At 61.2% G+C, this 25,878-nt stretch carries 23 protein-coding genes; 4 read left to right on the plus strand and 19 right to left on the minus strand.

Annotation, left to right across the window (positions count from 1 at the left end):
* Window positions 1–465 precede the first annotated feature (465 nt).
* On the minus strand, window positions 466–2,043 hold the full coding sequence (guaA, locus tag IMX17_RS21270) for a glutamine-hydrolyzing GMP synthase (RefSeq protein WP_021504498.1): 1,578 nt from the start codon (window positions 2,041–2,043) through the stop codon (window positions 466–468).
* Window positions 2,044–2,146: 103 nt separating this feature from the next.
* Window positions 2,147–3,610 carry an IMP dehydrogenase gene (guaB, locus tag IMX17_RS21275; protein WP_004941460.1) on the minus strand — a complete coding sequence of 488 codons (1,464 nt, stop codon included), beginning with the start codon at window positions 3,608–3,610 and terminating at the stop codon, window positions 2,147–2,149.
* A 170-nt stretch (window positions 3,611–3,780) separates the two neighbouring features.
* Here guaB and xseA point away from each other — a divergent pair, with 170 nt between their 5' ends.
* Window positions 3,781–5,157 (plus strand): exodeoxyribonuclease VII large subunit, encoded by a 1,377-nt coding sequence (gene xseA, locus IMX17_RS21280; protein ID WP_193550201.1) that lies wholly within the window; start codon window positions 3,781–3,783, stop codon window positions 5,155–5,157.
* 3 nt (window positions 5,158–5,160) lie between these two features.
* Here xseA and IMX17_RS21285 read toward each other — a convergent pair whose 3' ends face one another.
* A complete protein-coding gene (locus IMX17_RS21285; RefSeq protein ID WP_046897745.1) occupies window positions 5,161–7,527 on the minus strand; it encodes a TIM-barrel domain-containing protein in 2,367 nt (788 codons plus the stop codon).
* Between the two features lie 11 nt (window positions 7,528–7,538).
* Entirely contained in the window at window positions 7,539–8,849 is a 1,311-nt protein-coding gene (locus IMX17_RS21290) for an MFS transporter (RefSeq protein ID WP_046897746.1), read from the minus strand.
* Between the two features lie 359 nt (window positions 8,850–9,208).
* Here IMX17_RS21290 and IMX17_RS21295 point away from each other — a divergent pair, with 359 nt between their 5' ends.
* From IMX17_RS21295 to IMX17_RS21305, 3 genes are all read left to right on the plus strand, one after another.
* Window positions 9,209–10,279 carry a LacI family DNA-binding transcriptional regulator gene (locus tag IMX17_RS21295; protein ID WP_193550202.1) on the plus strand — a complete coding sequence of 357 codons (1,071 nt, stop codon included), beginning with the start codon at window positions 9,209–9,211 and terminating at the stop codon, window positions 10,277–10,279.
* Window positions 10,280–10,341: 62 nt separating this feature from the next.
* Complete coding sequence (locus IMX17_RS21300) at window positions 10,342–11,367, plus strand: M4 family metallopeptidase (RefSeq protein ID WP_046897748.1); 1,026 nt, start codon at window positions 10,342–10,344, stop codon at window positions 11,365–11,367.
* The gene (locus tag IMX17_RS21305) at window positions 11,367–11,708 is read left to right on the plus strand and encodes a protealysin inhibitor emfourin (RefSeq protein WP_016929750.1); all 342 of its coding nucleotides are present in this window, start codon (window positions 11,367–11,369) and stop codon (window positions 11,706–11,708) included. The genes IMX17_RS21300 and IMX17_RS21305 overlap by 1 nt, the downstream gene beginning before the upstream one ends.
* Window positions 11,709–11,712: 4 nt before the next feature.
* On the opposite strand, the gene IMX17_RS21310 is transcribed toward IMX17_RS21305, so the two are convergent.
* From IMX17_RS21310 to fdx, 15 genes are all read right to left on the minus strand, one after another.
* Window positions 11,713–11,934, minus strand: coding sequence for a zinc ribbon domain-containing protein (locus tag IMX17_RS21310; RefSeq protein WP_004941446.1), 222 nt, complete (start codon window positions 11,932–11,934; stop codon window positions 11,713–11,715).
* Between the two features lie 13 nt (window positions 11,935–11,947).
* On the minus strand, window positions 11,948–12,904 hold the full coding sequence (locus tag IMX17_RS21315; RefSeq protein ID WP_193550203.1) for an AEC family transporter: 957 nt from the start codon (window positions 12,902–12,904) through the stop codon (window positions 11,948–11,950).
* A 99-nt stretch (window positions 12,905–13,003) separates the two neighbouring features.
* Window positions 13,004–14,494 carry a ribosome biogenesis GTPase Der gene (der, locus tag IMX17_RS21320; protein WP_046897750.1) on the minus strand — a complete coding sequence of 497 codons (1,491 nt, stop codon included), beginning with the start codon at window positions 14,492–14,494 and terminating at the stop codon, window positions 13,004–13,006.
* 131 nt (window positions 14,495–14,625) lie between these two features.
* Entirely contained in the window at window positions 14,626–15,807 is a 1,182-nt protein-coding gene (gene bamB / locus IMX17_RS21325; RefSeq protein WP_046897751.1) for an outer membrane protein assembly factor BamB, read from the minus strand.
* An 11-nt stretch (window positions 15,808–15,818) separates the two neighbouring features.
* Window positions 15,819–16,439 (minus strand): YfgM family protein, encoded by a 621-nt coding sequence (locus IMX17_RS21330; protein WP_033635592.1) that lies wholly within the window; start codon window positions 16,437–16,439, stop codon window positions 15,819–15,821.
* Between the two features lie 13 nt (window positions 16,440–16,452).
* Entirely contained in the window at window positions 16,453–17,727 is a 1,275-nt protein-coding gene (hisS, locus tag IMX17_RS21335; RefSeq protein WP_004941437.1) for a histidine--tRNA ligase, read from the minus strand.
* A 139-nt stretch (window positions 17,728–17,866) separates the two neighbouring features.
* Window positions 17,867–18,988 carry a flavodoxin-dependent (E)-4-hydroxy-3-methylbut-2-enyl-diphosphate synthase gene (gene ispG, locus IMX17_RS21340; protein ID WP_016929756.1) on the minus strand — a complete coding sequence of 374 codons (1,122 nt, stop codon included), beginning with the start codon at window positions 18,986–18,988 and terminating at the stop codon, window positions 17,867–17,869.
* A 47-nt stretch (window positions 18,989–19,035) separates the two neighbouring features.
* On the minus strand, window positions 19,036–20,016 hold the full coding sequence (gene rodZ / locus IMX17_RS21345) for a cytoskeleton protein RodZ (RefSeq protein WP_046897752.1): 981 nt from the start codon (window positions 20,014–20,016) through the stop codon (window positions 19,036–19,038).
* The gene (gene pilW, locus IMX17_RS21350) at window positions 20,006–20,755 is read right to left on the minus strand and encodes a type IV pilus biogenesis/stability protein PilW (protein WP_046897868.1); all 750 of its coding nucleotides are present in this window, start codon (window positions 20,753–20,755) and stop codon (window positions 20,006–20,008) included. Before pilW ends, rodZ begins: the two co-directional genes overlap by 11 nt.
* 97 nt (window positions 20,756–20,852) lie before the next feature.
* Window positions 20,853–22,049 (minus strand): bifunctional tRNA (adenosine(37)-C2)-methyltransferase TrmG/ribosomal RNA large subunit methyltransferase RlmN, encoded by a 1,197-nt coding sequence (locus IMX17_RS21355; protein ID WP_004941426.1) that lies wholly within the window; start codon window positions 22,047–22,049, stop codon window positions 20,853–20,855.
* A gap of 232 nt (window positions 22,050–22,281) precedes the next feature.
* Window positions 22,282–22,707, minus strand: a complete 426-nt coding sequence (gene ndk, locus IMX17_RS21360; RefSeq protein WP_004941424.1) for a nucleoside-diphosphate kinase — start codon at window positions 22,705–22,707, stop codon at window positions 22,282–22,284.
* 161 nt (window positions 22,708–22,868) lie between these two features.
* Window positions 22,869–23,699: an enhanced serine sensitivity protein SseB gene (gene sseB / locus IMX17_RS21365; protein WP_033644091.1), complete on the minus strand. Its 831-nt coding sequence runs from the start codon at window positions 23,697–23,699 to the stop codon at window positions 22,869–22,871.
* 89 nt (window positions 23,700–23,788) lie between these two features.
* The gene (gene pepB, locus IMX17_RS21370) at window positions 23,789–25,084 is read right to left on the minus strand and encodes an aminopeptidase PepB (protein ID WP_046897753.1); all 1,296 of its coding nucleotides are present in this window, start codon (window positions 25,082–25,084) and stop codon (window positions 23,789–23,791) included.
* A gap of 223 nt (window positions 25,085–25,307) precedes the next feature.
* Window positions 25,308–25,508 carry a Fe-S cluster assembly protein IscX gene (gene iscX / locus IMX17_RS21375; RefSeq protein ID WP_006327336.1) on the minus strand — a complete coding sequence of 67 codons (201 nt, stop codon included), beginning with the start codon at window positions 25,506–25,508 and terminating at the stop codon, window positions 25,308–25,310.
* A 32-nt stretch (window positions 25,509–25,540) separates the two neighbouring features.
* Window positions 25,541–25,876 carry an ISC system 2Fe-2S type ferredoxin gene (gene fdx, locus IMX17_RS21380; RefSeq protein ID WP_046897754.1) on the minus strand — a complete coding sequence of 112 codons (336 nt, stop codon included), beginning with the start codon at window positions 25,874–25,876 and terminating at the stop codon, window positions 25,541–25,543.
* Window positions 25,877–25,878: the final 2 nt, after the last annotated feature.

Raw genomic sequence — 25,878 nt, forward strand, 5'->3', positions numbered from 1 at the left:
TATATTTATTCGTCAGACCAAGTCTTTAAGAAAAATCCCATAAAAGGGCGCGCGGAGTCCTTTAATTTTCGCAGAGAATTAATTAGCTACGCCATCGCCCGATGCCGATGAGTCGACGCGCCTCAATACGGCAATTCATTTTAATACCGCGGCCCGGCGGATACGGTGAATAAAGCCCCGTTATCCGACGATATCATCGCGCCGGCAACGTGCGCGTGGTTGCAGAATACCGTTCTGCGGATTGGCGCAAAGCCGAGATGGAAACGCCGCGTCTCAGGAAATGAGCCGTAAGCAAAGCGCAGGGGGCTGTCCTCTCCGTTCGCCCCTCTCTCAATCACGGCCTCCTTTCGGCTCGGAAGCCGTCTACGGCATAGGGCGCCAAACATCGGGCATAAAAAACCCGCCGTTAAGCGGGTTTGGTTCTCATGTGCGGTTCACTGACGCCAGCCTACGCCGGACGCGGGATTACTCCCACTCGATCGTCGCCGGCGGCTTGCCGCTGATGTCGTACACCACGCGGGAGATGCCGTCCACTTCGTTGATGATGCGGTTGGAGACGCGGCCGAGGAAGTCATACGGCAGATGCGCCCAGTGCGCGGTCATGAAGTCGATGGTTTCCACCGCACGCAGGGAGACCACCCAGTCGTATTTGCGGCCGTCGCCCATCACGCCGACCGAGCGCACCGGCAGGAACACGGTGAACGCCTGGCTGACTTTGTTGTACAGATCGGCTTTGTGCAGCTCTTCGATGAAGATGGCGTCGGCGCGGCGCAGCAGATCGCAGTACTCTTTCTTCACTTCACCCAGCACGCGCACGCCCAGACCCGGGCCCGGGAACGGGTGACGGTACAGCATGTCGTACGGCAGGCCCAGTTCCAGGCCAATCTTGCGCACTTCATCTTTGAACAGCTCTTTCAGCGGCTCGACCAGGCCCAGCTTCATCTCTTTCGGCAGGCCGCCCACGTTGTGGTGCGACTTGATCACGTGCGCTTTACCGGTGGCGGAAGCGGCGGATTCAATTACGTCCGGATAGATGGTGCCCTGCGCCAGCCATTTCACCTGCTCTTGCTTGCAGGCTTCTTCGTCGAACACTTCAACGAACACGCGGCCGATGATTTTACGCTTGGCTTCCGGCTCGTCGACGCCCGCCAGCGCGGTCAGGAAGCGGTTTTCCGCCTCGACGTGCACGATGTTCAGGCCGAAGTGGTCGCCGAACATTTCCATCACCTGCTTGGCTTCGTTCAGGCGCAGCAGGCCGTTATCGACGAACACGCAGGTCAGACGCTTGCCGATGGCGCGGTGCAGCAGCATCGCGGTGACGGAGGAGTCAACGCCGCCGGACAGACCGAGGATCACGTGGTCCTCACCCACCTGCTCGCGGATGCGCTCAACCGCATCTTCGATGATGGTGGCCGGCGTCCAAAGGGCCTCACACTGGCAGATGTCCAGTACGAAGCGCTCGAGCATGCGCTGGCCCTGACGGGTGTGGGTCACTTCCGGGTGGAACTGCACGCCGTAGAAGCGTTTTTCTTCGTTGGCCATAATGGCGAACGGGCAGGTATCGGTGCTGGCGACGGTCACGAAGTCGGACGGGATCGCGGTCACTTTGTCGCCGTGGCTCATCCACACGTCCAGCAGCGGTTTGCCGGCCGGGCTGATGGCGTCTTCGATGTCGCGCAGCAGCGCGCTCTCGTTGACGATTTCCACCTGCGCGTAGCCGAACTCGCGTTCGTTGGAGCCCTGCACATGGCCACCCAGCTGCATCGCCATGGTCTGCATGCCGTAGCACACGCCCAGCACCGGCACGCCGGCGTTGAACACGTAGTCAGGGGCGCGCGGGCTGCCGGCTTCGGTGGTGCTTTCCGGGCCGCCGGACAGGATGATGCCGCTTGGGTTGAATTCGCGGATCTGCTCTTCGCTAACGTCCCAGGCCCACAGTTCGCAGTAAACGCCGATTTCGCGCACGCGGCGGGCGACCAGTTGGGTGTATTGCGAACCGAAGTCCAGTATGAGGATGCGATGCTTATGGATATTTTGTGTCATGTGAGGCGAATTCCAGCAACAAGAGAAAAAGAGCGAAAATGTATGTTTTCGGGATGGGGCTTAGCGCCCCACCCCGGCCTCTCACTCAGGAGAGGTTAAGGCATCAGCCCATGCGGTAGTTCGGCGACTCTTTGGTGATGGTCACGTCGTGCACGTGGCTTTCCTGAATACCGGCGCCGCTGATGCGCACGAACTCCGCCTTGGTGCGCAGATCGTCGATGGTGGCGCAGCCGGTCAGGCCCATGCAGGAGCGCAGGCCGCCCATCTGCTGGTGCACGATGGCTTTCAGCATGCCTTTATAGGCCACGCGGCCTTCGATACCTTCCGGCACCAGTTTGTCGGCGGCGTTATCGGTCTGGAAGTAACGGTCGGAAGAGCCTTTGGACATCGCGCCCAGCGAGCCCATGCCGCGGTAAGATTTGAACGAACGGCCCTGATACAGCTCGATTTCGCCCGGAGATTCTTCGGTGCCCGCCAGCATGGAGCCGACCATCACGCAAGAGGCGCCCGCGGCGATCGCTTTGGCGATATCGCCGGAGAAGCGAATGCCGCCGTCGGCGATAACCGGAATGCCGGTGCCTTCCAGCGCTTCCACCGCGTCGGCGATGGCGGTGATCTGCGGTACGCCCACGCCGGTCACGATACGGGTAGTACAGATAGAGCCAGGGCCGATACCCACTTTCACCGCGCTCACGCCGGCTTCAGCCAGCGCTTTGGCGCCCGCCGCGGTCGCGACGTTGCCGCCGACGATCTGCAGATCAGGGTATTTGGCGCGGGTTTCGCGGATGCGCTGCAACACGCCTTCGGAGTGGCCGTGCGAGGAGTCGATCAGCAAGACGTCAACGCCCGCCGCCACCAGCGCGTCAACGCGCTCTTCGTTGCCGGCGCCGGCGCCGACCGCCGCGCCCACGCGCAGACGGCCGTGCTCGTCTTTACAGGCGTTCGGCTTACGTTCCGCTTTTTGGAAGTCTTTAACGGTGATCATGCCCAGCAGATGGAAGCTGTCGTCCACCACCAGCGCTTTTTCTACGCGCTTTTCGTGCATCTTCTGCAGCACCACGTCGCGCGCTTCACCTTCTTTCACGGTAACCAAGCGATCTTTCGGCGTCATCACCGCGGTGACCGGCTGAGTCAGATCGGTCACGAAGCGCACGTCGCGGCCGGTGATGATGCCGACCAGCTCGTTGTCTTCGGTGACGACCGGATAACCGGCGAAGCCGTTGCGCGCGGTCAGCTCTTTCACTTCCTGCAGCGTGGTGGCCGGGGTAACGGTCTGCGGGTCGGTGACTACGCCGCTTTCATGTTTTTTCACGCGGCTGACTTCTTCAGCCTGGCGCTCGATGGACATGTTTTTGTGGATGAAGCCCAGGCCGCCTTCCTGCGCCAGCGCGATGGCCAGGCCGGATTCGGTAACGGTATCCATGGCTGCGGACAGCATAGGGATGTTCAGGCGGATGGTTTTGGTCAGTTGAGTGCCGAGCTCTGCGGTGTTAGGCAGAACCGTGGAGTGGGCTGGAACCAGGAGGACGTCGTCAAACGTCAGAGCTTCTTTAGCGATACGTAGCATGGGCAATATCTCACCAGGGTGGGCTGTGAAAAAGATAAAATATTGCCGCGGCATTATACAGAGCGGAATCGGTTGCCTCCAGCACTTTCTTACAAAAAGTCTTGATTACCTTTTTCAGCCATGTAGTATCGACCAATTAAGTGATTGTTTTGAAATTTGATCTGGGTCACATGTCGCTACCTGTTTCGCCTTCCATTTTTACCGTAAGCCGCCTGAATCAGACGGTTCGCCAACTGCTGGAAAGGGAAATGGGGCAGATTTGGCTCTCCGCCGAGATCTCCAACCTCTCCCAGCCCGCCTCCGGCCACTGGTATTTCACGCTGAAAGATGACCGCGCCCAGGTGCGCTGCGCGATGTTCCGCAACAGCAACCGCCGCGTCACCTTCCGGCCGCAAAACGGCCAGCAGGTCTTGGTGCGCGCCAGCATCACGCTGTATGAACCGCGCGGCGACTACCAGCTGATCGCCGAGAGCATGCAGCCCGCCGGCGACGGCCTGCTGCAGCAACAGTTCGAGCAGTTGAAACAGCGCCTGAGCGCCGAAGGGCTGTTCGATCAGCAGTTCAAGCAGCCGCTGCCCGCCCCGGCCAAACGCGTCGGGGTAATCACCTCCGCCAGCGGCGCGGCGCTGCACGATATCCTGCAGGTGTTGCAGCGGCGCGATCCGTCGCTGCCGATCGTCATCTACCCCACCTCGGTGCAGGGCGCGGAAGCGCCGATGCAGATCGTGCGCGCCATCGAGACCGCCAACCGCCGCGACGAATGCGACGTGCTGATCGTCGGCCGCGGCGGCGGTTCGCTGGAAGATCTGTGGAGCTTCAACGACGAACGCGTGGCGCGAGCGATCTTCGCCAGCCGCATTCCGATCGTCAGCGCCGTCGGCCACGAAACCGACGTCACCATCGCCGACTTCGTCGCCGACCTGCGCGCGCCGACCCCTTCCGCCGCCGCCGAACTGGTGAGCCGCAATCAGCTCGAGCTGTTGCGCCAGCTGCAGTCGCAGCAGCAACGGCTAGAGATGGCGATGGATTACTACCTGGCGCAGCGTCAGCAGCAGTTCACCCGCATTCATCACCGTTTACAACAGCAGCATCCGCATCTGCGCCTGGCGCGCCAGCAGACGCTGCTGTTCAAGCTGCAGCGCCGAATGGAAGACGGCATGCAGCAGCTGCTGCGCCTGGCCGCCCGCCGCAGCGAACGCGTCCAGCAGCGGCTGGCGCAGGTACAGCCGCAGGGCCGCATTCACCGCTATCAACAGCGCGTGCAGCAGCAGGAATACCGTCTGCAGCAGGCGATGGAGCGCCAGCTCAACGCCTACCGCCAGCGTTTCGGCGTGGCCTGCAGCCAGCTGGAGACCGTCAGCCCGCTGGCGACGCTGGCGCGCGGCTACAGCGTGACGCAAACTCCGCGCGGCGAACTGCTGAAAACCACCAAGCAGGCGCAGGTCGGCGAACTGCTGAAAACCCGCCTGCAGGATGGTTGGGTGGAAAGCGAGGTGAAAACCATCACCGTCGCTAAAAAGCCGCGCAAGAAGCGCGCGGCCGAGTAAGCCCTACTCCAGCGTAAAACGCTCGCCCGGTTCGCCGTTCACCCACAGTGCGCGCGTTTCGCCTTCCGGCAGGCTGAGCGTCAGCGTGCGCCAGGCCGGGCGGAAACGCCCTTCCGTCGTGATATCCAGCATGATGCGCTGATTGTCGCAGCGCATTTCCCAGCGCAGCCACAGCGCATCGCCCTGCCGCCAGCCGTCGCTTTCACCGTCGTCCTCAAACAGCAGCCCACTGCTTGCACCACCGCCCTTGAGCGGAAACAGCCGCAACTCGCGCCGATCGTCGGCGGCCACGTCCACATGCGCCAGCCGCTGCGACAGCGGCAGCGCCGCCCCGGCGCGCACCAGCAGCGGCAGACGCTCCAACGGCGCCGCCAGCGTCACCGTCTGCCCGCCGCCGAACCACTGGCCGCTGTAGAAGCAGTACCAGCCTTCGCCGTTATCCGGCAGATACACCGATCGGCGACGCTGCCCCGGCTCCACCACGCTGGCCACCAGCAGATCGCGACCGATCAGAAAATCGTCGTTTTCGCCAAAGGTGCGCGCATCCTGTTCGTGATCGAGAAAAGTCGGGCGCAGCATTGGCTCGTCGTCGGCGCAGGCCTGCCACAGCAGAGTGTAGAAATACGGCAGCAGCCGGTAACGCAGGTTGATCGCCTCGCGCACCGCCGGGGTAGCGGCCGGGTACATCCAGGGTTCGTTGACCGTGGCGTCGTCGTTCCAGGAGTGGATGGTGAAACGCGGGTGCATCACGCCGTTTTGCACCCAGCGCACCAGCAGCTCCGCGTCCGGTTTGTCGCCGGAGAAGCCGCCGACGTCGTGGCCGAGGTTATACAAGCCGGACAGGCTCATGCCCAACCCCATGCGAATGTTGTAGCGCAGCGTCTGCCAGCTGGTGCGGTTGTCGCCGCTCCAGGTCTGCACATAGCGCTGCATGCCGGCGCAGCCGGAGCGCGAGATCAGGTACGGGCGTTTCTGCGGCGCGAAGCGCTGCTGGGCCTCCATCGAGGCGCGCATCATCAGCAGCGGCATCACCGGGCGGATATGCTTGATGGCGATCGGCCGCCCGAAGCCATGGCAGCGCGCTTCGCCGTCCCACACTTCGTATTCGTTGTTGTCGTTCCAGGTCGAATCGATGCCCATCTCCAGCAGCTGCTGCGTGACGCCCGCCTGCCACCAGCGCACCGTCGCCGGATTGGTGAAGTCGAGGTGCGATCCTTCGTCGTCCCAGAAGCTGGAGCGTTCCGGCGCGTCGCTTTGCGAATCGCGGATAAACAGCCCCTGCGCCGCCACCTCTTGATACTGCGGATGATCCTGCAGCAGGCACGGCTTGATGTTGGCCGCCAGCTTGAGGCCGGCGTCGTGAAACGCCTGGCTGAGCAGCTTGGGCTGCGGCACCTTGTCATAGTTCCAGTTAAACACGTAGCGTTTGTTGTTGATCGAGGTGTAGCCCGACGACAGCTGGAAAGAGTCGCAGGGGATGGCGTGTTGGCGGCACAGCGCAATGAACTGTTGCAGCTGCTGCTGGGCGTCCGGCGCGTCGGTGTAGTGCATGGTCGAACCGCTGTAGCCCAGGCTCCACTTCGGCCCGAAGTGGGTGCGCCCGGTCAGGCGCACGAACGCCTTGGTGACGTCCAGCACCCGGGGGCCGAGGAACAGGTAGTAATCCAGATCGCCCGCCTCGGCCTGATAGCGGCGGTAGGCCGTATGATAGTTGTCGATCTCGTTGCCCAGATCCAGCCAGCAGCTGCTCAGGTTGTCGTAGAACAGGCCGAAGCTCGCCTCCGGCCCACGGGTAATGGTAAACGGAATGTGCTTGTACAGCGGATCGGTGCTGGCGGCGTTGTAGCCCATCGCGTCCAGATTGCGCATCTCGAAGCGGCGGCCGGTGCGTTCCAGATCGCCGGTCTTCTCCCCCAGGCCGTAATAGCGCTCATCGGCGAAACGCCGCTGATAATGCGCCACGCCGTCGCCGTGCGCATTGAGCAGGTAGGCGCTGGTCGGCCGATCCGACGCCAGCGGCCGCCACTCGCCGTCGGCGGTGCAATGCTCCCACGCCAGCCACAGCGGCTGATGCACCGTCACGCGCAGCAGCGGCGTGCTGACCACCAGCCGATCGCCCTCCCGGCGCAGCTGATAGCCCGGCAGGCTGAAACCGGCGACGCTGAGCCGATCGCGCCCCTCCCAAGGCACATCGTTCTGCGGCGCGATGCTCCAGGTGCGATCCAGCGCCAGCTCGCCCTCACGTTTGATCAACACGCGGAACAGACCGTCTTCCAGCACGTACAGGCAGAAACGGTGACGTTCATCGACCAGCAGCTCGACGTGGTCGGCATGCTGCGCCGCCAGCGTCCAATTTTTCAACGTTTTCATACATATTCCACTTAGCTGTGTGAAGGGGTTTTCTTACCGCCGCGCTCGGCAATCAGGGCGATCAGGAACAGGGCGCCGATCAAATCGAAGAAGCCCATCGCGATGAACAGCGGGTTAAAGCCGATGGTGTCGGATACCGCGCCGATCAGGAGCGTGAACAGGAAGCTGGCGATCCAGGCGCTGGAGCCGCGCATGCCGTTGACCGTCGCCATTTGGTTTTTATCGAACGATTCCACCACCAGGGCGCTGAGCATGCAGGAGATCACCTGATGGCCGAACCCGCCGATCGAGATCAGCGCGATCGCCACATAGGGATCTTTGGTGATCGCCACGAACGCCAGCGACACCATCAGGAAAGCGCCGGTCACCGAGCTGGCGACCACCGAGTTGACGCGGCTGCAGCCGAACCATTTGCGGTACAGAGTGGTGAGATAGCCGCTGGCGACGCTGCCGATATCCGCCGCCAGGAACGGCAGCCAGGCGAACATCGCGATCTGCTTCAGATCCATGCCGCGTTCGGTGGCCAGGTACAGCGGCACCCAGAAACTGAAGACCGCCCAGGCCGGCTCGGCGAGAAAAGCCGGGATGGCGATGCCATAGAATTTCTTGTTCTTGCACAGGCTGGCCAGCGAAGCGAAGAACGGCAGCTTCGGCAGCACCGGCTCGTTGTCTTCGCGGATCAGGTCCAGCTCTTGCTGGCTGAGGTTCGGGTGCTGCTGGGGCGAGTGGTAGAACAGCCACCACAGCACGACCCAGATCAGCGCCAGCCCGCCGGAGAACAGGAATGCGCCCTGCCAGCCGAAGGAAACGTGGGCGATGACGATGATCGGCGGCGCCAGCATGGCGCCGATGGAGAAACCGACGCCCGCCCAGCCGGCGGCGATCGGACGCTCCTTCTTCGGGAACCAGTCGGAGATCGCCTTGGCGTTGGCCGGGGTGGCCGCCGCCTCCGCGCCCCCCATGAAGAAGCGCAAAATGGCCAGTTGCAGCCAGCTGCCGGCGCCGGCGTGCAGCATGCACACCACCGCCCAAATGCCCGCGCAGATCAGAAAGCCCATCTTCAGGCCGATGACGTCGATCAGCCAGCCGCAGATCGGCTGAAATACCGTATAGGCCAACTGGAACGACGCCACCACCCAGGCATATTGCTCGGTGCTCATGTTCAGGCTGGTTTTCAGTTCCGGCGCCAGAATGCCCAGCGAGTTGCGGGTAATGTAGTTGACCGTGACGCCCAACAAGAACAGCGCCAGCATCCACCAGCGTAGCGATTTGAACTTGCGCCGGCCGCTCTGCGCGACCGTCTGATTGATCTCCACACTCATCGGTTATCTCCCCGCGGCCGCCTGTGACAGCGACGCGCGCATTGGTAAGGTACGTTGCGCTATCAAAAGGGGACGGTGAACACGGGCCAACGCTCGCATAACAGACCGGCAGTCCATCACAACCCCATGATTTATTTTTTGTTTTCTTCTTTGCACACCGTTAAAATTGGACTGACAAGTCGTTAAAATTGGTGTACCAATGCAGACTACTCAGCGATCACGCACAGCGAAACGGGGTTTTTTGCAAAGATTTTCACGGGTGGATGAAAAAATAGTCATAATGGCCGCAGGATCCAGTCAAAGCGCTGAAAAGCCGCAGTGAAAATTTTCTCATGGACGAATTTGAAGGAGATCACAAAATGAACGGAAAGCTGAAAATCCAGCAGATCGCCCGCCAAACCGGGCTGTCGATCAGCACCGTTTCCCGCGTGCTGGCGGGCAAGGCCAACACCAGCGCCGAGGCGCGCCGCAAGGTGCTGGAATGCGCGCAGCAAAACGGCATTCTGCAGGGCATTTCCAGCGGCCGACTGATGTTAAACAACGTGATGGTGTTCGCGCCGCAGCGCGCGTTCGACGTGCGCACCGATATCTTCTACTACAAGGTCATACAGGGCATCGCCGCCGCACTGATGCAGCACGAGGTGCGCATCCGTTACTGCGGCCTGGAAGAGCAGCACAGCGACGGCGCGCTGTTTCTGGAAAAGATGAGCGATCCGCACACCGAAGCGGCGCTGATCATCGGCATCGACGACGAACATATCCACACCCTGGCGGCCGATCTGCCCAAGCCCTGCGTGCTGATCAACTGCACCGATCGGCAGATGCGGCTGGACAGCGTCTCGCCGGATCATCAGCTGATCGGCGACTATTCCGCCAGCTATCTGTTCCAGCAGGGGCACAGCCATATCCTCAACCTGCAGTGTCTGCGCCGCCACACCATGGAGCTGCGGCTGGCGGGCATCCGGCAGGCCTACGCGCGGCATCATCTGCCGTTCGACGACGGCCGCCATCTGGTGACCACTTCCGGCTTCGGCAGCGAAGAGGCCGAACAGGCGCTGACCACCTACCTGAACTGTGCCCCGCTGCCGACGGCGATCCTGGCCGGCGGCGACTACATGGCGGTCGGGGCGGTCAAGGCGCTCAACAAGCTGGGGCTGGACGTACCAGGCGACGTGTCGGTGATGAGCACCGATGGCTTCAACCTGGCGGAAATCCACGATGTGCCGCTGACCTCGGTACAGGTGCCGCGCGATGAGCTGGGCTACGAGGCGATCCAGCTGCTGCAGCGGCGCATGCTGCGCGCCGACGCGCCGCCGTGCAACCTGCTGCTGCATGGCCGGTTGGCGGTACGCGCCTCGGTGCGACGCATCAGTCCTCACAAGACCACCCCGGCGGTGAGCACGCATAACCACAGGCTTTATGACGAGTAGACTACACTTAGGCTCAGTGCATTCATTCGATGAGGTAAATTTTTTGCCTAAGGAGAGCCACTATGCCAGCCCAGCGCATGCGTTCCGTTATTCCTCCCTACATGCTGCGCCGCATTATTGAACACGGTAACGCCCCACAGCGCGACTGCGCGCTGCACACCCTGAACCACGTGCAAAGCCTGCTCGGCAACAAGCCGCTGCGTTCGCCGACCGAGAAAAACGCCCGAGCCGGCGAAGCGCTCCGCGATATCTACGACGCCCAGAACGGCACCCAACTGCCAGGCAAACAGGTGCGCAAGGAGGGGCAGCCCAGCAACCACGACGTGGCGGTGGACGAGGCCTACGACTATCTCGGCGTCACCTACGATTTCTTCTGGCAGGCCTATCGGCGCAATTCGCTGGATAATAAAGGGCTGCCGCTGGTCGGCAGCGTGCACTACGGCCAGGAGTACCAGAACGCTTTCTGGAACGGCCAGCAGATGGTGTTCGGTGACGGCGACGGCGAGATCTTCAACCGTTTCACCATCGCCATCGACGTGGTGGGCCACGAGCTGGCGCACGGCGTGACCGAGAGCGAAGCCGGGCTGATCTACTACCAGCAGTCCGGCGCGCTCAACGAATCGCTGTCTGACGTGTTCGGTTCGTTGGTCAAGCAATACCACCTGCAGCAAACCGCCGATAAAGCCGACTGGCTGATCGGCGCCGGGCTGCTCGCCAAGGGCATCAAAGGCAAAGGGTTACGCTCGATGTCAGCGCCCGGCACTGCCTACGACGACCCGCTGCTGGGCAAAGACCCGCAGCCCGCCAGCATGAAGGATTACATCCAGACCAAGGAAGACAACGGCGGCGTGCACCTCAACTCCGGCATTCCCAACCGCGCGTTCTACCTGGCGGCAACCGCGCTGGGCGGCTTCGCCTGGGAAAAAGCCGGCTACGTCTGGTATGACACGGTGTGCGACAAAGCGCTGCCGCAAAACGCCGACTTTGCCACCTTCGCCCGCGCCACGGTGAAACACGCGCAGGCGCGTTTCGATCAAAGCGTGGCGGACAAGGTGCAACAGGCCTGGCATCAGGTGGGGGTGGAGTAATGAAACCGCTGCCGACGCTCAATCAGGATACGGTCATTGAGCTGGCGCGCGAGGGAGGCTTCGCCTACATTCCCAAACTGGCGGGCCAGCGCCGCATTGCGCTGGCCGATATCACGCCGGAGCAACGGCAGCGCCTGAATCAGTTGCTGAATCAGACGCTGCCGTACGCCCAGGAAGAGGGCCAACCCAACTCCCCCGGCTGCGGCGACCAGCGCTACTACCGCGTACAGATCAACTACACCAGCCCCACCCTGAGCACCGAGATCGTGCTGTTAATCCCGGAAAGCAGCGCGCCGCAGGCGCTGGTGGATTTGTGGAAAACCGGCCAGGTGGATGAGTGAGGGCTTACAGCGGCTGATAGCTGAAATTCACCCGTTTTTTGGAGATCAGCCCGTGCCCGTTCTGGCACAGGTAATCCACCGCCCCGCAGGCCTTCAACTCTTGCAGCGGCTGCCCGCACTCCGGGCAGCTCGCCAGCTGCCGATAATCGCGCTGACAGGCGGCACAATGGTAGTGACCCGCTACCCAATTCATGGTCTGACGACAGTGCGGACAATGCGCATCCATAACGGCTCCCAGGTTAAATCGCGCCCCATGAGCGCAAGAAATAGATCCCCAACGCGGTGGTGAAGAACGACCCGACAGTGGTGATAGCGATAATGTTGGCCGCCAGCGTGGCGTTGCCGCCCATAGCGCGCGTCATCACATAGCTGCCCGAAGCGGTGGGCGTGGCGGAAAACAGGAAGATAATGCCCAGCGCCGCCCCCTGAAACCCGCACAGCCAGCCGGCCAGCGTCATCAGGAACGGCACCAGAAACAGCTTGGCCGCCGACGACAGCGCCGCCACGTTGGACGAGCGGAACATGGCGCAGAAATCCAGGCTGGCGCCGGTGCACAGCAGCGCCAACGGCAGCGACAGCGCGGAGATATAGCTGCCGGTCTGGCGGATCACGGCCGGGATGCCCAGCCCGGTTTGCGCATACAGCAGCCCGCACACCAGGCCGATGATCAGCGGATTGGTGACGATGCTGCGCAGCAGCGACAAGTGGCTGATTTTCTTGCCCTGCCCGCCCTGCAGGCTGCGCGTGAGGGTGATGACCGACAGTATGTTGAACAGGATCACCGTCACGGTCAGGTACAGCGAGGCGAGCGCAATGCCTTCGCTGCCGTAGGCGGTCATGGCGTAGGCCAGACCGACGATGGCGGTGTTGGCGCGAAACCCGCCCTGTACGAACACCCCGCGCTCACGCGGTTCTTTCACCACCCACCTGGCCGCCAGCTCCAGCAGCAGGAAGGTCGCCAGCGTGCCGACCGCGCCGAACAGCACCAGCGGCAGATTGCCGAGCAGCTGCGGATGGTTGGTGGCGATGCTGAAAAACAGCAGGCACGGCAGCGCCAGATTGAACACCAGGCGGGTCGCGCCGTCGACGAAGCGGTCATCCATCAGGCGCCAATGGCGCAACAGGATCCCAAGCAGCATCATCAGCAGATTCGGCACGGTGACGTCGAATGCAAAACTCCAGGTTTCCCAGGACATGGTGTACCTTCAGACAGGCGAGGTAATCTTCAGATAATAAAACGATTTCGGGCCAATAAAAAAGAGGCGCGGCATCACTGCCGCGCCCCTCATGAGCGATTACTTGCTCTTTTTCAGGTGGCTCATCAGGCGTTTGCGCTTACGCATCTGGGTCGGCGTCAGCAGGTTGCGTTTGCCGGCGAACGGGTTGTCGCCCTCTTTGAACTGGATGCGGATCGGCGTCCCCATCACGTTCAGCGAGCGACGGAAGTAGTTCATCAGGTAGCGCTTGTACGAATCGGCCAGATCGCTGACCTGGTTGCCGTGGATCACCACGATCGGCGGGTTGTAACCGCCGGCGTGGGCGTATTTCAGCTTCACGCGGCGGCCGCGCACCAATGGCGGCTGGTGATCGTCAACCGCCATCTGCATGATTTTGGTCAGCATCGAGGTGTTTACGCGACGGGTTGCGCACTCGTAGGCTTCCTGTACCGATTCGAACAGGTTGCCGACGCCGCTGCCGTGCAGGGCGGAAATAAAGTGCACGCGCGCGAAGTCGACGAAGCCCAGACGCAGATCGAGCATCTCTTTCACGTGCTCGCGATCTTCTTCGCTCATGCCGTCCCACTTGTTGACCGCAATCACCAGTGAGCGCCCACTATTGAGGATAAAGCCGAGCAGCGAGAGATCCTGATCGGAGATGCCTTCACGCGCGTCAATCACCAGCAGCACCACGTTGGCGTCTTCAATCGCCTGCAGGGTCTTGATCACCGAGAATTTCTCGACGGTTTCGGTCACCTTGCCGCGTTTGCGCACCCCGGCGGTGTCGATCAGCACGTATTCGCGTTCGTCGCGCACCATCGGAATGTAGATGCTGTCGCGGGTGGTGCCCGGCATGTCATACACCACCACGCGCTCCTCGCCGAGGATACGGTTAGTGAGCGTAGACTTACCTACGTTCGGGCGGCCGACGATCGCCAGTTTGATCGGCAGATCCTGCGGATTGAACGCTTCTTCCGGCTCTTCGTCTTCTTCGCCTTCCAGCGTTTCACCGTTTTGCTCGGCCCAGTAAGCGGCATTGGCCTCTTCCTCGGTCAGCTCGACGTCTTCCGGTTTTTCCGGCACGAACGGCACCAGCACGTGTTCAATCAGCTGGGTCACGCCGCGGCCGTGAGAAGCGGCAATGGCGTAAACTTCACCCAGGCCGAGCGAGTAGAAATCGGCGGTGGCGGTGTCCGGATCCAGACCGTCGGTCTTGTTGGCCACCAGGAAGGTCGCCTTCTGGCGGCTGCGCAGGTGCTGGGCGATGCCCTGATCCGCCGGCATCAGACCGGCGCGGGCGTCGACCATGAACAGCACGATGTCCGCTTCTTCGATCGCCAGCAGCGACTGGCCGGCCATGCGCGTTTCGACGCCGTCTTCAGTGCCGTCGATGCCGCCGGTATCGACGATGATAAATTCATTGCCTTCGATTTCAGCACGACCATACTTGCGGTCACGCGTCAGCCCCGGGAAATCCGCCACCAGCGCATCACGCGTATGGGTTAAACGGTTGAACAAGGTGGATTTACCCACATTCGGGCGCCCGACCAGCGCGACGACAGGTATCATTGTTGAAGCCTCATTACTTAATAATCAATGCGTTACTGCACTGCGGATAGACACCGGCGGTGCAGCTTATAAAAATACGAAACGGCCCCTGAACATTCAGGAGCCGTTTTCAAGCCATGCGACGAGCGGCGTTAGCGGGTGAAAGCGTAAACTTTCCCGCCGCGAGCCTGGATCACCAGCTTGTCGCCGGCCACCATCGGCGCAGACAGGAAGCCGGAGCTGTCCACTTCCTGCTGGGCGACAAAACGGCCATCGGTGGTGTTGACCCAGTGCAGATAGCCTTCGGCGTCACCGGTCACCAGATAACCATTATACATCACCGGCGGCGTCAGGTTGCGGTGCAGCAGATCGCTTTGCGTCCACACGGTCACGCCGCCTTCGGTGCTGAGCGCCACCACGCGATCGTTCTGGTCGATCAGGTAGATGCGGCCCGCGTCGACGATGAAATCATTCACCGAACCCAGCTCGCGTTTCCAGATGATCTGACCGGAACGCAGATCCAGCGCCGTCAGGTTGCCGTTGTAACCCAGCGCGTAGACCACGCCGTCAACGATCACCGGCGTGGTGTCCACGTCGTTCAGGCGATCGATTTCGGTTGCGCCGCTCGGCTGAGAGATGCGCTGTTGCCAGATAATCTGGCCCTGCTGCATCAGCACGGCGCTGACGCGGCCGTTGTCACCGCCGACGATGGCGGCACCAAAGGCGACGGCCGGCGCGGACTCACCGCGCAGCGACAGCGAAGGCATGTCCAGGTTAACCGTCCACTTCACCGCGCCGTCGGCTTCGTTCAGCGCCTGCAGCATGCCGTTGGAGGTATGCACCAACACCATGCCGTCGCTGACAACCGGACGGGAGATCGCTTCGCCGGCCACTTTGGTCTGCCAGGCGATGGCGCCGTCGGCGGTGTTCAATGCGTAAACCACCGCTTTTTCGCTGCCGACGTAAACCTTGTCACCCGCAACCGTCAGGCCGCCCGACAGCAGCGCAGACAGGTTGCTGGAGAAGAAGCCGGTCTTCTCGGAGAGATTGACCTTCCACTTCTCGTTGCCGCTGTCGGCGTCCATCGCTTTCACGATGCCGAAGCGATCGGCGGCGTAAATGGTGCTGTCCTGATAGGCCGGGCGCAGGTGGGAGTAATACTCACCGATACCGTCGCCCACCGAGGTGCTCCACGCCTTGTTCGGCGTAAACTGATTTTCAACTTTCGGCAACGGCGACATGGTAACCACGTCTTCTTCGCTGTTAAACAGCGAGCAACCACTCAGCAAGGCAGCGGAAACCAGTCCGACCAAGAGTGTTTTACGCAATTGCATGGGAATTCCCCTTAGCTGGACAAGTTATTCAATTTCATGCGCAGCAGAACCTGCAGCGCTTGAGAAGCGTTGGACTCAATGCCTTTGCTGTAAGCTTCGCGCGCGCCCTTGGCGTCGCCCTTCGCCAGCAGCACATCGCCGCGCACATCCTGCATCATCGCCGCCCAGCCTTCGCCTTTCACGCCATCCAGCGTTTTCAGCGCTTCATCCAGCTTTTTCTCCTGCAGCTGGACGCGCGCCAGACGCAGGTCGATCATCGCCAACAGGTTGTCGTCTTTGGTCTGGCCCTGCGCCAGCGCCAATTGTTGTTCCGCCTTGGCGAAATCATTCTGTTCGACAAAGTGCTTGGCCAACTGCAGCGCAGCCAGTACGCCGTAGCTGTTGCCGTTGGCCTGGACAAATTTCTCTGCGGCAGCCACGTCATCCGGCTTGCCGGCCGCCAGACGATCGCTGGCTTCCTGATAGGATTGCGATGCCGCCATCATGTTGGAGTTTTCATGGCTCTGCCAGTAACGCCAGCCAACCAGGGCACCAATTCCGAGCACCACGCCCACCGCCAGCGCTTTGCCGTTCTCGGCAAAGAACCGACGCAGTGCGTCGACTTGTTCGTTTTCAGTGGTATAGACTTCCACGGTGTCCTTCTCCTTAACCTAACATCAAAGCCAGACGCGCAGCGACTTCGCTTTGCGCCAGCGTTTCTTGTTCACCACTGCGCAGGTCTTTCACCACCACCTGCTGCGCCGCCACTTCGCTCTCGCCCAGGATCAGCGCGATGCGCGCGCCCCATTTGTCCGCACGGGTGATCTGCTTCTTGAAGTTGCCGCCGCCGTAATTGGTCATCAGCTTCAGCTGCGGCGCCGCGTCGCGCACCTGTTCAGCCAGCCGCATCGCCGCGCTCTGGGTGCCCGCGCCGGAAGAGATGACGTAGACGTCGATAGCCGACGGCGCCTTGAATTCCGGGTTGACCGCCTGCACCAGCAGCACCAGACGCTCCAGGCCCATGGCGAAACCGACCGCCGGGGTGGCGCGGCCGCCCAACTGCTCGACCAGACCGTCGTAACGGCCGCCCGCGCAGACGGTGCCCTGCGCGCCCAGGCTGGTGGTCACCCACTCAAACACGGTGCGGTTGTAGTAATCCAGACCGCGCACCAGGCGCTCGTTAACGGTATATGGGATACCTGCCTGCGCCAAAAGTTCACACAGACCGGCGAAGTGAGCACGGGATTCTTCATCCAGGTACTCGGACAGGCGCGGCGCGTCGTTCAGCAGCGCCTGCACCTCAGGATTTTTGGAGTCCAGCACGCGCAGCGGGTTGCTGTACATGCGGCGTTTGCAGTCTTCGTCCAGCACCTCGACGTGCTGCTCCAGGAACGCCACCAGCGCGTCGCGGTAGTTGGCGCGCGCCTCCAGCGAACCGATGGAGTTCAGCTCCAGCGTGACGTGCTCGGCGATGCCCAGCGCTTTCCACCAGCGGGCGGTCAGCAGGATCAGCTCGGCGTCGATATCCGGGCCTTGCAGGCCGAACACTTCCGCGCCCAGCTGATGGAACTGGCGATAGCGGCCCTTTTGCGGGCGCTCGTAGCGGAACATCGGGCCGATGTACCACAGACGCTGTTCCTGATTGTACAGCAGACCATGTTCGATGCCGGCGCGCACGCAGCCGGCCGTCCCTTCCGGACGCAGCGTCAGGCTTTCGCCGTTGCGGTCTTCGAAGGTATACATCTCTTTTTCCACGACGTCGGTCACTTCGCCGATCGCGCGTTTGAATAACGGGGTCTGCTCTACAATCGGCAACCGGATTTCGCTGTAACCGTAGCCGCCCAGCACCTGCTTGAGGGTGCCTTCAATACGCTGCCATAATGCCGTTTCTTCCGGCAGGTAGTCGTTCATGCCGCGGATGGCTTGAATGTTCTTTGCCACGTGAGTTCTCTGTCCGTTGTCTGTAAAAATGAACCTGATTATAGGGACTTTGCCGCCCGGTATTCAACGCGGATGCGGTTTTCCGCCCTTCAGGTGCATAAACAAGCGGGCCAACAGGCCCGCCGTGTAGCGATAACGCTTATTTTTCCAGCAGGTTGACCGTGATACGGTTGCTTTCGTCCATCATCGCGGCCTTGGCGCGAATCTTCGCTTCCAGCTGGTCGATCATCTGTTCGTTGTCGAAACGCTCTTTCTGGCGCACGCCGTCTTCGTAGAAGCCGCTCTTCTTGTGGCCGCCGGTCACGCCCATGGTGGACACCAGCGCTTCGCCCGGGCCGTTCACCACGCAACCGATGATCGAGACGTCCATCGGGGTGATGATGTCTTCCAGGCGCTGCTCCAGCGCGTTCACCGTGCCGATCACGTCGAACTCCTGACGCGAACAGGTCGGGCAGGCGATGAAGTTGATGCCGCGCGCGCGGATGCGCAGCGACTTCAGAATGTCGAAACCGACCTTCACCTCTTCGACCGGATCCGCCGCCAGCGAGATGCGCAGGGTGTCGCCGATGCCTTCAGACAGCAGCATGCCCAGGCCGATGGCCGATTTGACCGACCCGCTGCGCGCGCCGCCGGCTTCGGTGATGCCCAGATGCAGCGGCTGATCGATGCGCGACGCCAGCAGACGGTAGGATTGCACCGCCAGGAACACGTCCGACGCCTTGACGCTGACCTTGAACTGGTCGAAGTTGAGGCGATCGAGGATATCCACGTGGCGCATGGCGGATTCCAGCAGCGCTTCCGGCGTAGGTTCGCCGTACTTTTCCTGCAGATCTTTCTCCAGCGAACCGCCGTTGACGCCGATGCGAATCGGGATGTTCTTGTCGCGGGCGCAGTCCACCACCGAGCGAATGCGCGATTCGTTGCCGATGTTGCCCGGGTTGATGCGCAGGCAGTCCACGCCGTATTCGGCCACCTGCAGCGCGATGCGATAATCGAAGTGGATATCGGCGACCAGAGGCACGTTGACCTGCTGCTTGATCAGCTTGAACGCCTCGGCGGCGTCCATGGTAGGAACCGAAACGCGGACGATGTCGACGCCCACGCGCTCCAGCGCTTTAATCTGATTAACCGTTGCTTCAACATCGGTGGTACGGGTGTTGGTCATCGACTGCACGGCAATCGGCGCGCCATCACCAATAGGCACCTTGCCGACGTAAATGCGTGTAGATTTTCGACGGTTGATGGGCGCTTGGTTATGCATTACTTACTCTCCATTGCTGCTCTGACATCACGACCGGGGCCGCGCGATTACTGCGCGGCGACGGTCAGGCGAGCAACACGGTTTGACTTAACGAACCGGCTCAAATCAACCGGTTTACCCTGATACTGGATCTGTACTGCCGCCGGCGCGCCGATAGTCAGTTTGTACGGCGCAGTGCCGGTCAGGTTCAGCTTGCTGCCCTGCTTCTGGGTGCCGCTGAACAGCGTTTTACCGCTCGCGTCGGTCACCTGCAGCCAGCAGTCGGCGGAGAAATCCATCACCAGCGCGTTCGGATCGGCCGCCGGCGCAGCAACGCCCGCATCGGCGGTCGGCAGCGGCGATTGTGCCGCCGGCGCGGTTTCCGGCAAGGTGGTCTGGCTTGGTGACACCACGGCAGGCTGTTGCTGAGCCGCGCCCGGCGTCTGGGCGGTCGCCGCCGGCGCCTGAGCCGCTGCGCCGGTATCGGCCGGCGCGGCGCTGTTGTCGGTCAACGGCACGTTGGTGCCGGTGCCGGCGTCGGCGTTGCCGTCGGTCAGCGGCACGGACTGCCCTTCGTTATTCTGTGAAAGCTGTGCCGAGGATTGATCGGCCATGGTGGCGATCTCTTCCTGCTGCGCCTTGTGGTTTTGCCACCACCAGGCACCGGTCAGGCCGATCACCACGAACACGATAAGCCAGGTGAAGCTCATCAGCCAGCCGTCGCGTTTCTTGCGGCGCTTGCCCAGCGAGAAGCTTTGCATCGGCGCCACTTTCGCCATCTTCAACGGCGCCTGCTTGGCCAGCATCGGCAGCAGTTCGTCTTCCGGCAAATGCACCAGCTTGGCGTAGGAACGGATGTAGCCGCGCACGAAGGTGGACGCGAGGTCAGCGGAAATGCTGTCTTCCTCGATATCGCGCACGGTGGACATTTTGAGACACAGGCGTTCTGCAACGGTCTGTTGGCTCAGCCCGAGTTGCTCACGGGCCTGACGCAGGCGCTGGCCCGTCGTCATGGATACGGTTTTATCTTGGGAGGCTTCAGTATTCATTAGCTAAGAACTGCTGGTACTGTTTGGATTGTGGAAAACTTCGCGCTAGCTGCTTGCCATAGCGTTGAACGCTATCCTGACGGCCGGCTAACGCGGCGAAACGAATCTGTAACCATAAGCTGCTGGCGCTGGCCGGCAGAACATGCTGATAAACATCCAATAAAAGTTGCGACTGGGCGCGCTTCCCTTCTCCAAATTGCTTTTCGGCCTCCGCCAACAGCGGAGTGCCTTTGTCCGGATCGACCTTCAGCGCGCGGCTCAACAGCGTGCGCGCTTCATCGTTTTGTCCGGCCTTGAGAAAACAGTAACCTGCGTTTTCCAGGCTGTCGGCGACCTGACCATAATCGGGCGCCAGCGCCGCAGCGCTAAACTGCTGTTGCGCCGGTACATACTGCCCTAAACTGCAAAGAAACGCACCGTAATTATTCAGTACGGTGCCATTGCCCGGCGCAAGTTTGAGCGCTTGCCGATAACGCTGTTCGGCCGCGGCGTTTTCACCGATCCGCTGCGCGTAGAGCGCCATGCCCAACTGCGTGCGGTAATCCTGCGGGGCCGCGTCCAGCGCCTTTTCGAGGTTCTGGCGCGCGGCGTCCATGTCACCTTGCTGCAGGTACTCCAGCCCCAGCTGCAACCGCGTCTGGCCCGCCTCAGCGACCTGTGCTTCCTTTTCCGGCGATGAGCCGGAACACCCGGCCAACAACCCGGCCGCCAGCCACACACCCCACAGTTTCAGCTTCATGCCCGCATTCATTTCCTTATCGGCCGTCAGCTAACGCCCATTAGCGTCAACATCTCGCATAACAGGCTGTTAGATAACAAAAAAGGTGCTATAGGATTCAGACCGCCCGTACGTTGATAGGTTCCCCGGCCATTTTCTTTTTCAGGGTACGCTTGGTACGGTCGATCACTTCACCCGCCAGTTGCCCGCAGGCGGCATCGATATCGTCACCACGGGTTTTACGAACAATAGTCGTAAAGCCGTATTCCATCAACACCTTGGAGAAACGATCCACCCGGCTGTTGGAGCTGCGGCCGTAAGGGGCGCCCGGGAACGGGTTCCATGGGATCAGGTTGATCTTGCACGGCGTGTCTTTCAGCACTTCCGCCAGCTGATGCGCATCGTCGGTGCTGTCGTTGATATGATCCAGCATCACGTACTCGACGGTGACGCGCCCCTGGTTGGCGTTGGATTTCTCCAGGTAGCGACGCACCGCGGACAGGAAGGTCTCGATGTTGTACTTGCGGTTGATCGGCACGATCTCATCGCGGATGGTATCGTTCGGCGCGTGCAGCGAAATGGCCAGCGCCACGTCGATCATGTCGCCCAGCTTGTCCAGCGCCGGCACCACGCCGGAGGTAGACAGGGTCACGCGGCGTTTGGACAGGCCAAAGCCGAAGTCGTCCAGCATGATTTCCATCGCCGGCACCACGTTATTCAGGTTAAGCAGCGGTTCGCCCATGCCCATCATCACCACGTTGGTGATTGGGCGTTGGCCGGTCACCTTCAGCGCGCCGATGATTTTCGCCGCGCGCCACACCTGGCCGATGATTTCCGACACGCGCAGGTTGCGGTTGAAGCCCTGCTGCGCCGTCGAACAGAATTTGCACTCCAGCGCGCAACCCACCTGCGAGGAGACGCACAGCGTCGCGCGGTCGGCTTCCGGGATGTACACGGTTTCGACCTGCTGATCGCCCACCTTGATCGCCCATTTGATGGTGCCGTCGGCCGAGCGCTGTTCTTCCGCCACTTCCGGCGCGCGGATTTCCGCCACGCGCTGCAGCTTGCCGCGCAGGACTTTGTTGATGTCGGTCATCTGCTCAAAATCGTCGCAGCAGTAGTGGTAAATCCACTTCATCACCTGATCGGCGCGGAACGGTTTCTCGCCCATTTCGGCGAAGAACTCGCGCATTTGCTGGCGGTTCAGATCCAGCAGGTTGATTTTGGCCGCAGCCGGTTGCTCCACGTTAACGGAGGGGGTAGTCAGCGAATTATTTTCAGACACGGTGTGCTCGGACGTGATGGGTTCTAACATAATGATCTCTGGCCTCGTTATTACACGTTATGGCGCTAAAGAATGGAAAGTAAGTTGTGCATTTCAGCCCGCGAGATTCGGGTGGCGGCACTAAAAACACGCCCCTGACAAGTCGTCTTATCAGGGGCGCGGCATTGTACAAATTTTAGTAGCGGGTTTCTATGGCTGAAAGGCATTCAGGGCATTTTTATTGTTTCAGCCGGTGAATGCCTGGCTATCAGCAACGGCACGATTAACGTGCGCAGATTTCGCTTTCGTTGAAGAAGTAAGCGATTTCACGCTGTGCGGATTCAACGGAGTCGGAACCGTGAACGGCGTTAGCGGTGAAGCTGTCCGCGTAGTCGGCGCGCAGGGTGCCGGCCAGTGCGTTGTCCGGGTTGGTTGCGCCCATAATGTCGCGGTTGCGTTGCACGGCGTTTTCAGATTCCAGAACCTGCACCATGATTGGGCCGGAGGTCATGAACTCAACCAGACCGTCGAAGAATGGGCGGCCTTTGTGCTCAGCGTAGAAGCCTTCAGCTTGCTCGCGAGTCAGACGCAGCATTTTAGCGGCGATGATTTTGAAACCGGCGCGCTCGAAACGCGCGTAGATAGCGCCGATGTCGTTGTTGGCTACAGCGTTTGGTTTAACGATGGAAAAGGTACGTTCTACGGTCATGATGGCCTCTGTATGACTTCCAAAACAGGCCGGTCTGCAATGTTGCCGGCCTTCTCAAGTGGCGCAGATTATATGTGCGCCGTTAACGCTTGCCTACGGGAAAATCAACATTTCATTAAAAAAATATGATCTTCCAGCGGCATTTCCGACAACGCACCGCGTTACTGGGTTTTGTCGGTGGACGGGATCAAATTGCGCAGCCAGCTGCCCCAGCGGCGCTGATAAAACGGCTGCGTATGGGCGATCAGGTAGTGGCTGATGCCGCGCTCTTTCTCCGACACCAGGCAGAAATCGACCGGTTCGTCATTCGGCGCCGTTTCGCTGGCGACGCTGCCGGCCTCGTTGATCAACGCCTCGATCTCCGCCGGTTCTGCATCCACTTCCAGCCCGATCAGCAGATTCGGCTTCTCGTCCGCCGCCTGGTCGTGCATCAGCGCCAGAAACGCGCGGCGCACCGGCTTGCGCTGGCTGAACAGCGTGGTCAGCGCATCCACCATCGCCGACGGGTACTCTTCGGGCTGCCCCAACAGGATTTGGGTCTCTTTGTCGACGTAATGCTCCACCGGTTTGACGACGCCGCCGGTCGCCAGCAGCATCGCCACCTCTTCCGGGTAGAACTCTTTGCCGTATTCCGCCTTCGGGTTGAGGAACAGATCCGCGCCCTGGGTGATTTCAAACAGCACCCGCGCCGGCATGGCGATGAACGGCTGTTCGTCCTCAACGGCCTTCTGCAACGCTTCCAGCGAGGTGAAGAACGGAATGATGCTGCCGCCGTCCTGCTTTTCCCAATGCTGGATATTGACCGGCGTATCCGCGTTCAGCGTAATGTCGCCGTCCTGCTGCACCTGCTCGCTGTCGCCGAGGATCAGCACCGTGGCGTCGAGCAGTTCACGGAAGAACGCCGGACGGTGGGCCGGCTCCGTCACCGCCAGCTTCAGCAGGCGTTCAAGCTCGTTCTCGCTCGGGGCGGCATCGTGATGATGGGAACTCATGGCAAACTCCAGGGATCAAATAGCGAGGCCCAGCATGCTGGGCCCCGAAGATAATGCGCATTCTAGCGCCCGCCGCGGCGGGCGTTCAATTATTTGGCTTTGCTCAGCAACAGATTGGCCAGGGTGCGCACGCCCAAACCGGTCGCGCCGGCCGACCACTGATCCACCGCGCCTTTGCGGTAGGTGGCGGAGCAGTCGATGTGCAGCCAGCCCTGTTGGTAATTCTTGACGAAGTGCGACAGGAAGGCCGCCGCAGTGCTGGCGCCGGCGGTATAAGCCGGGCCGGCCACGTTGTTCAGCTCGGCGAAGTTGGACGGCAGCTGGCTGCGGTGGAATTCGGCCAGCGGCAGACGCCAGAACGGCTCTTGCTCGGCGGCGGCGCTGCTCAGCAATTCCTGCGCCAGCGCATCGTCGAAGCTGAACAGCGCGTGATAGTCGTTGCCTACCGCGGTTTTGGCCGCGCCGGTCAGGGTGGCGCAGTCGATAATCAGCTGCGGGTTCTGCTCAGAAGCGTCGATCAGGCCATCGGCCAGCACCAGGCGACCTTCCGCATCGGTGTTCATCACCTCAACAGTTTTGCCGTTGCGGTAACGAATGATGTCGCCCAGTTTGAAGGCGTTGCCGCTGACCATGTTGTCGGCGCAGCACAGGTACAGCTTCACGCGCTGCTTCAGGCCGCGCGCCGCCGCCAGCGCCAGGGCGCCGGTGATGGTGGCCGCGCCGCCCATGTCGGATTTCATCGAATCCATGAAGGCGCTCTGCTTGAGGCTGTAGCCGCCGCTGTCGAAGGTGATGCCCTTGCCGACCAGGCAAGCGAACACCGGCGCATCCGGGTTACCGGTCGGGTTGAAGTCCAATGCCAACAGCACCGGCGGGCGCTCGGAACCGCGGCCGACGGTGTGGATGCCGGCATAGTTCTGCTCGCGCAGATCTTCCCCCTTGGTAATGCGGTAGCTGACGGCATCGCAGCCGACGTCGCACATCAGATCAACGGCGCGGGTCGCCAGTTGCTCCGGCCCCAGCTCTTCCGCCGGCATGTTGATGGTGTCACGCACCCAGTCGACGATCTTCAGGCGCTTATCCAGCTCCTGACGCGCGGCTTCCGGCAGTTCGGCCCATTCGACGTTGCGCTGCCCTTTCGGCCCGCGGTAGCCCTGCCAAAACGCCCAGCTGTTTTCCAAATCCCAACCGTCGCCGGCCAGCTTGACGTTTTTGATGCCCTGGCCGTCAATTTTGCGGCCCGCGCGCTGGATCGCGCCCAGCTTGTCGGCGCCGGTCAGGTGGATGGTCATTCCTTCGCCGTTGGTGCTGAGCAGCGCTTTCTCGCCCCAGCGGGCGTCGGCAGGTTGTTGCGACAGCGTGACCTGCATGAATTCTGTTGTCATAGCCTTCTTACTCCGGATGTTCCCTTTATTATTTCATTAGGGCTTTATTGCATACCCTATGGATTTCAAATTGCAGCTAGGCGCCCAGCGATCTCATCCCCAGGAGCTTACTCAGGTAAGTGACTGGGGTGTGATCGTGCAGGTAACAACGCTGCGGTTTGAAAGACGACGGGTATGTCGGATACAAAATAAACGGGCCGCCCATGGCAGCCCGTTACGCTATTTACTCCGCTTCATCTAACCAGACCAGCAGGATCGCTTCCAGTATTTTTTCGTTGGAAGCCTGTGGATCGTCATCGAACTCTTCCAGATCGCAGATCCACTGATGCATGTCGGTAAAACGCACGGTTTTCGGATCGGTGTCCGGGTATTGGTCGTACAGGGCTTCGCCGATTTCACGGCTGTCGGTCCACTTCAGTCCCATTATGATCTCCTGGTTGGCGCCGCGGCTAACAATTAATGCTCACGCGCGTGGTTGACGGTATAACGCGGCATTTCGACCACCAGATCTTCGTCGGCGACCAGCGCCTGGCAGCTCAGACGGCTTTCCGGCTCCAGCCCCCAGGCCTTGTCCAGCATGTCGTCTTCCAGCTCGCTGCTCTCTTCCAGCGAATCGAAGCCTTCACGCACGATGCAGTGGCAGGTGGTGCAGGCGCAGGATTTCTCGCAGGCGTGCTCGATTTCAATGCCGTTGCGCAGCGCAACGTTGAGGATCGACTCCCCTTTTTCGGCGTCCAGAACCGCCCCTTCCGGGCACAGATCTTGATGGGGCAGGAAAACAATTTTAGGCATGG

The organism is Serratia sp. X3 (assembly GCF_014982455.1).
In the GTDB taxonomy this organism is placed as follows: Bacteria; Pseudomonadota; Gammaproteobacteria; order Enterobacterales; family Enterobacteriaceae; genus Serratia; species Serratia ureilytica.

Coding starts and splice junctions, on each gene's coding strand:
- fdx (WP_046897754.1), bottom strand. CDS start 25,876: ATGCCTAAAATTGTTTTCCTGCCCCATCAAGATCTGTGCCCGGAAGGG.
- IMX17_RS21295 (WP_193550202.1), top strand. CDS start 9,209: ATGAACGGAAAGCTGAAAATCCAGCAGATCGCCCGCCAAACCGGGCTG.
- sseB (WP_033644091.1), bottom strand. CDS start 23,699: ATGAGTTCCCATCATCACGATGCCGCCCCGAGCGAGAACGAGCTTGAA.
- rodZ (WP_046897752.1), bottom strand. CDS start 20,016: ATGAATACTGAAGCCTCCCAAGATAAAACCGTATCCATGACGACGGGC.
- der (WP_046897750.1), bottom strand. CDS start 14,494: ATGATACCTGTCGTCGCGCTGGTCGGGCGCCCGAATGTGGGTAAATCC.
- IMX17_RS21310 (WP_004941446.1), bottom strand. CDS start 11,934: ATGGATGCGCATTGTCCGCACTGTCGTCAGACCATGAATTGGGTAGCG.
- xseA (WP_193550201.1), top strand. CDS start 3,781: ATGTCGCTACCTGTTTCGCCTTCCATTTTTACCGTAAGCCGCCTGAAT.
- IMX17_RS21300 (WP_046897748.1), top strand. CDS start 10,342: ATGCCAGCCCAGCGCATGCGTTCCGTTATTCCTCCCTACATGCTGCGC.
- guaB (WP_004941460.1), bottom strand. CDS start 3,610: ATGCTACGTATCGCTAAAGAAGCTCTGACGTTTGACGACGTCCTCCTG.
- pepB (WP_046897753.1), bottom strand. CDS start 25,084: ATGACAACAGAATTCATGCAGGTCACGCTGTCGCAACAACCTGCCGAC.
- IMX17_RS21315 (WP_193550203.1), bottom strand. CDS start 12,904: ATGTCCTGGGAAACCTGGAGTTTTGCATTCGACGTCACCGTGCCGAAT.
- IMX17_RS21305 (WP_016929750.1), top strand. CDS start 11,367: ATGAAACCGCTGCCGACGCTCAATCAGGATACGGTCATTGAGCTGGCG.
- bamB (WP_046897751.1), bottom strand. CDS start 15,807: ATGCAATTGCGTAAAACACTCTTGGTCGGACTGGTTTCCGCTGCCTTG.
- ispG (WP_016929756.1), bottom strand. CDS start 18,988: ATGCATAACCAAGCGCCCATCAACCGTCGAAAATCTACACGCATTTAC.
- ndk (WP_004941424.1), bottom strand. CDS start 22,707: ATGACCGTAGAACGTACCTTTTCCATCGTTAAACCAAACGCTGTAGCC.
- IMX17_RS21285 (WP_046897745.1), bottom strand. CDS start 7,527: ATGAAAACGTTGAAAAATTGGACGCTGGCGGCGCAGCATGCCGACCAC.
- IMX17_RS21290 (WP_046897746.1), bottom strand. CDS start 8,849: ATGAGTGTGGAGATCAATCAGACGGTCGCGCAGAGCGGCCGGCGCAAG.
- pilW (WP_046897868.1), bottom strand. CDS start 20,755: ATGAAGCTGAAACTGTGGGGTGTGTGGCTGGCGGCCGGGTTGTTGGCC.
- guaA (WP_021504498.1), bottom strand. CDS start 2,043: ATGACACAAAATATCCATAAGCATCGCATCCTCATACTGGACTTCGGT.
- iscX (WP_006327336.1), bottom strand. CDS start 25,508: ATGGGACTGAAGTGGACCGACAGCCGTGAAATCGGCGAAGCCCTGTAC.
- IMX17_RS21355 (WP_004941426.1), bottom strand. CDS start 22,049: ATGTTAGAACCCATCACGTCCGAGCACACCGTGTCTGAAAATAATTCG.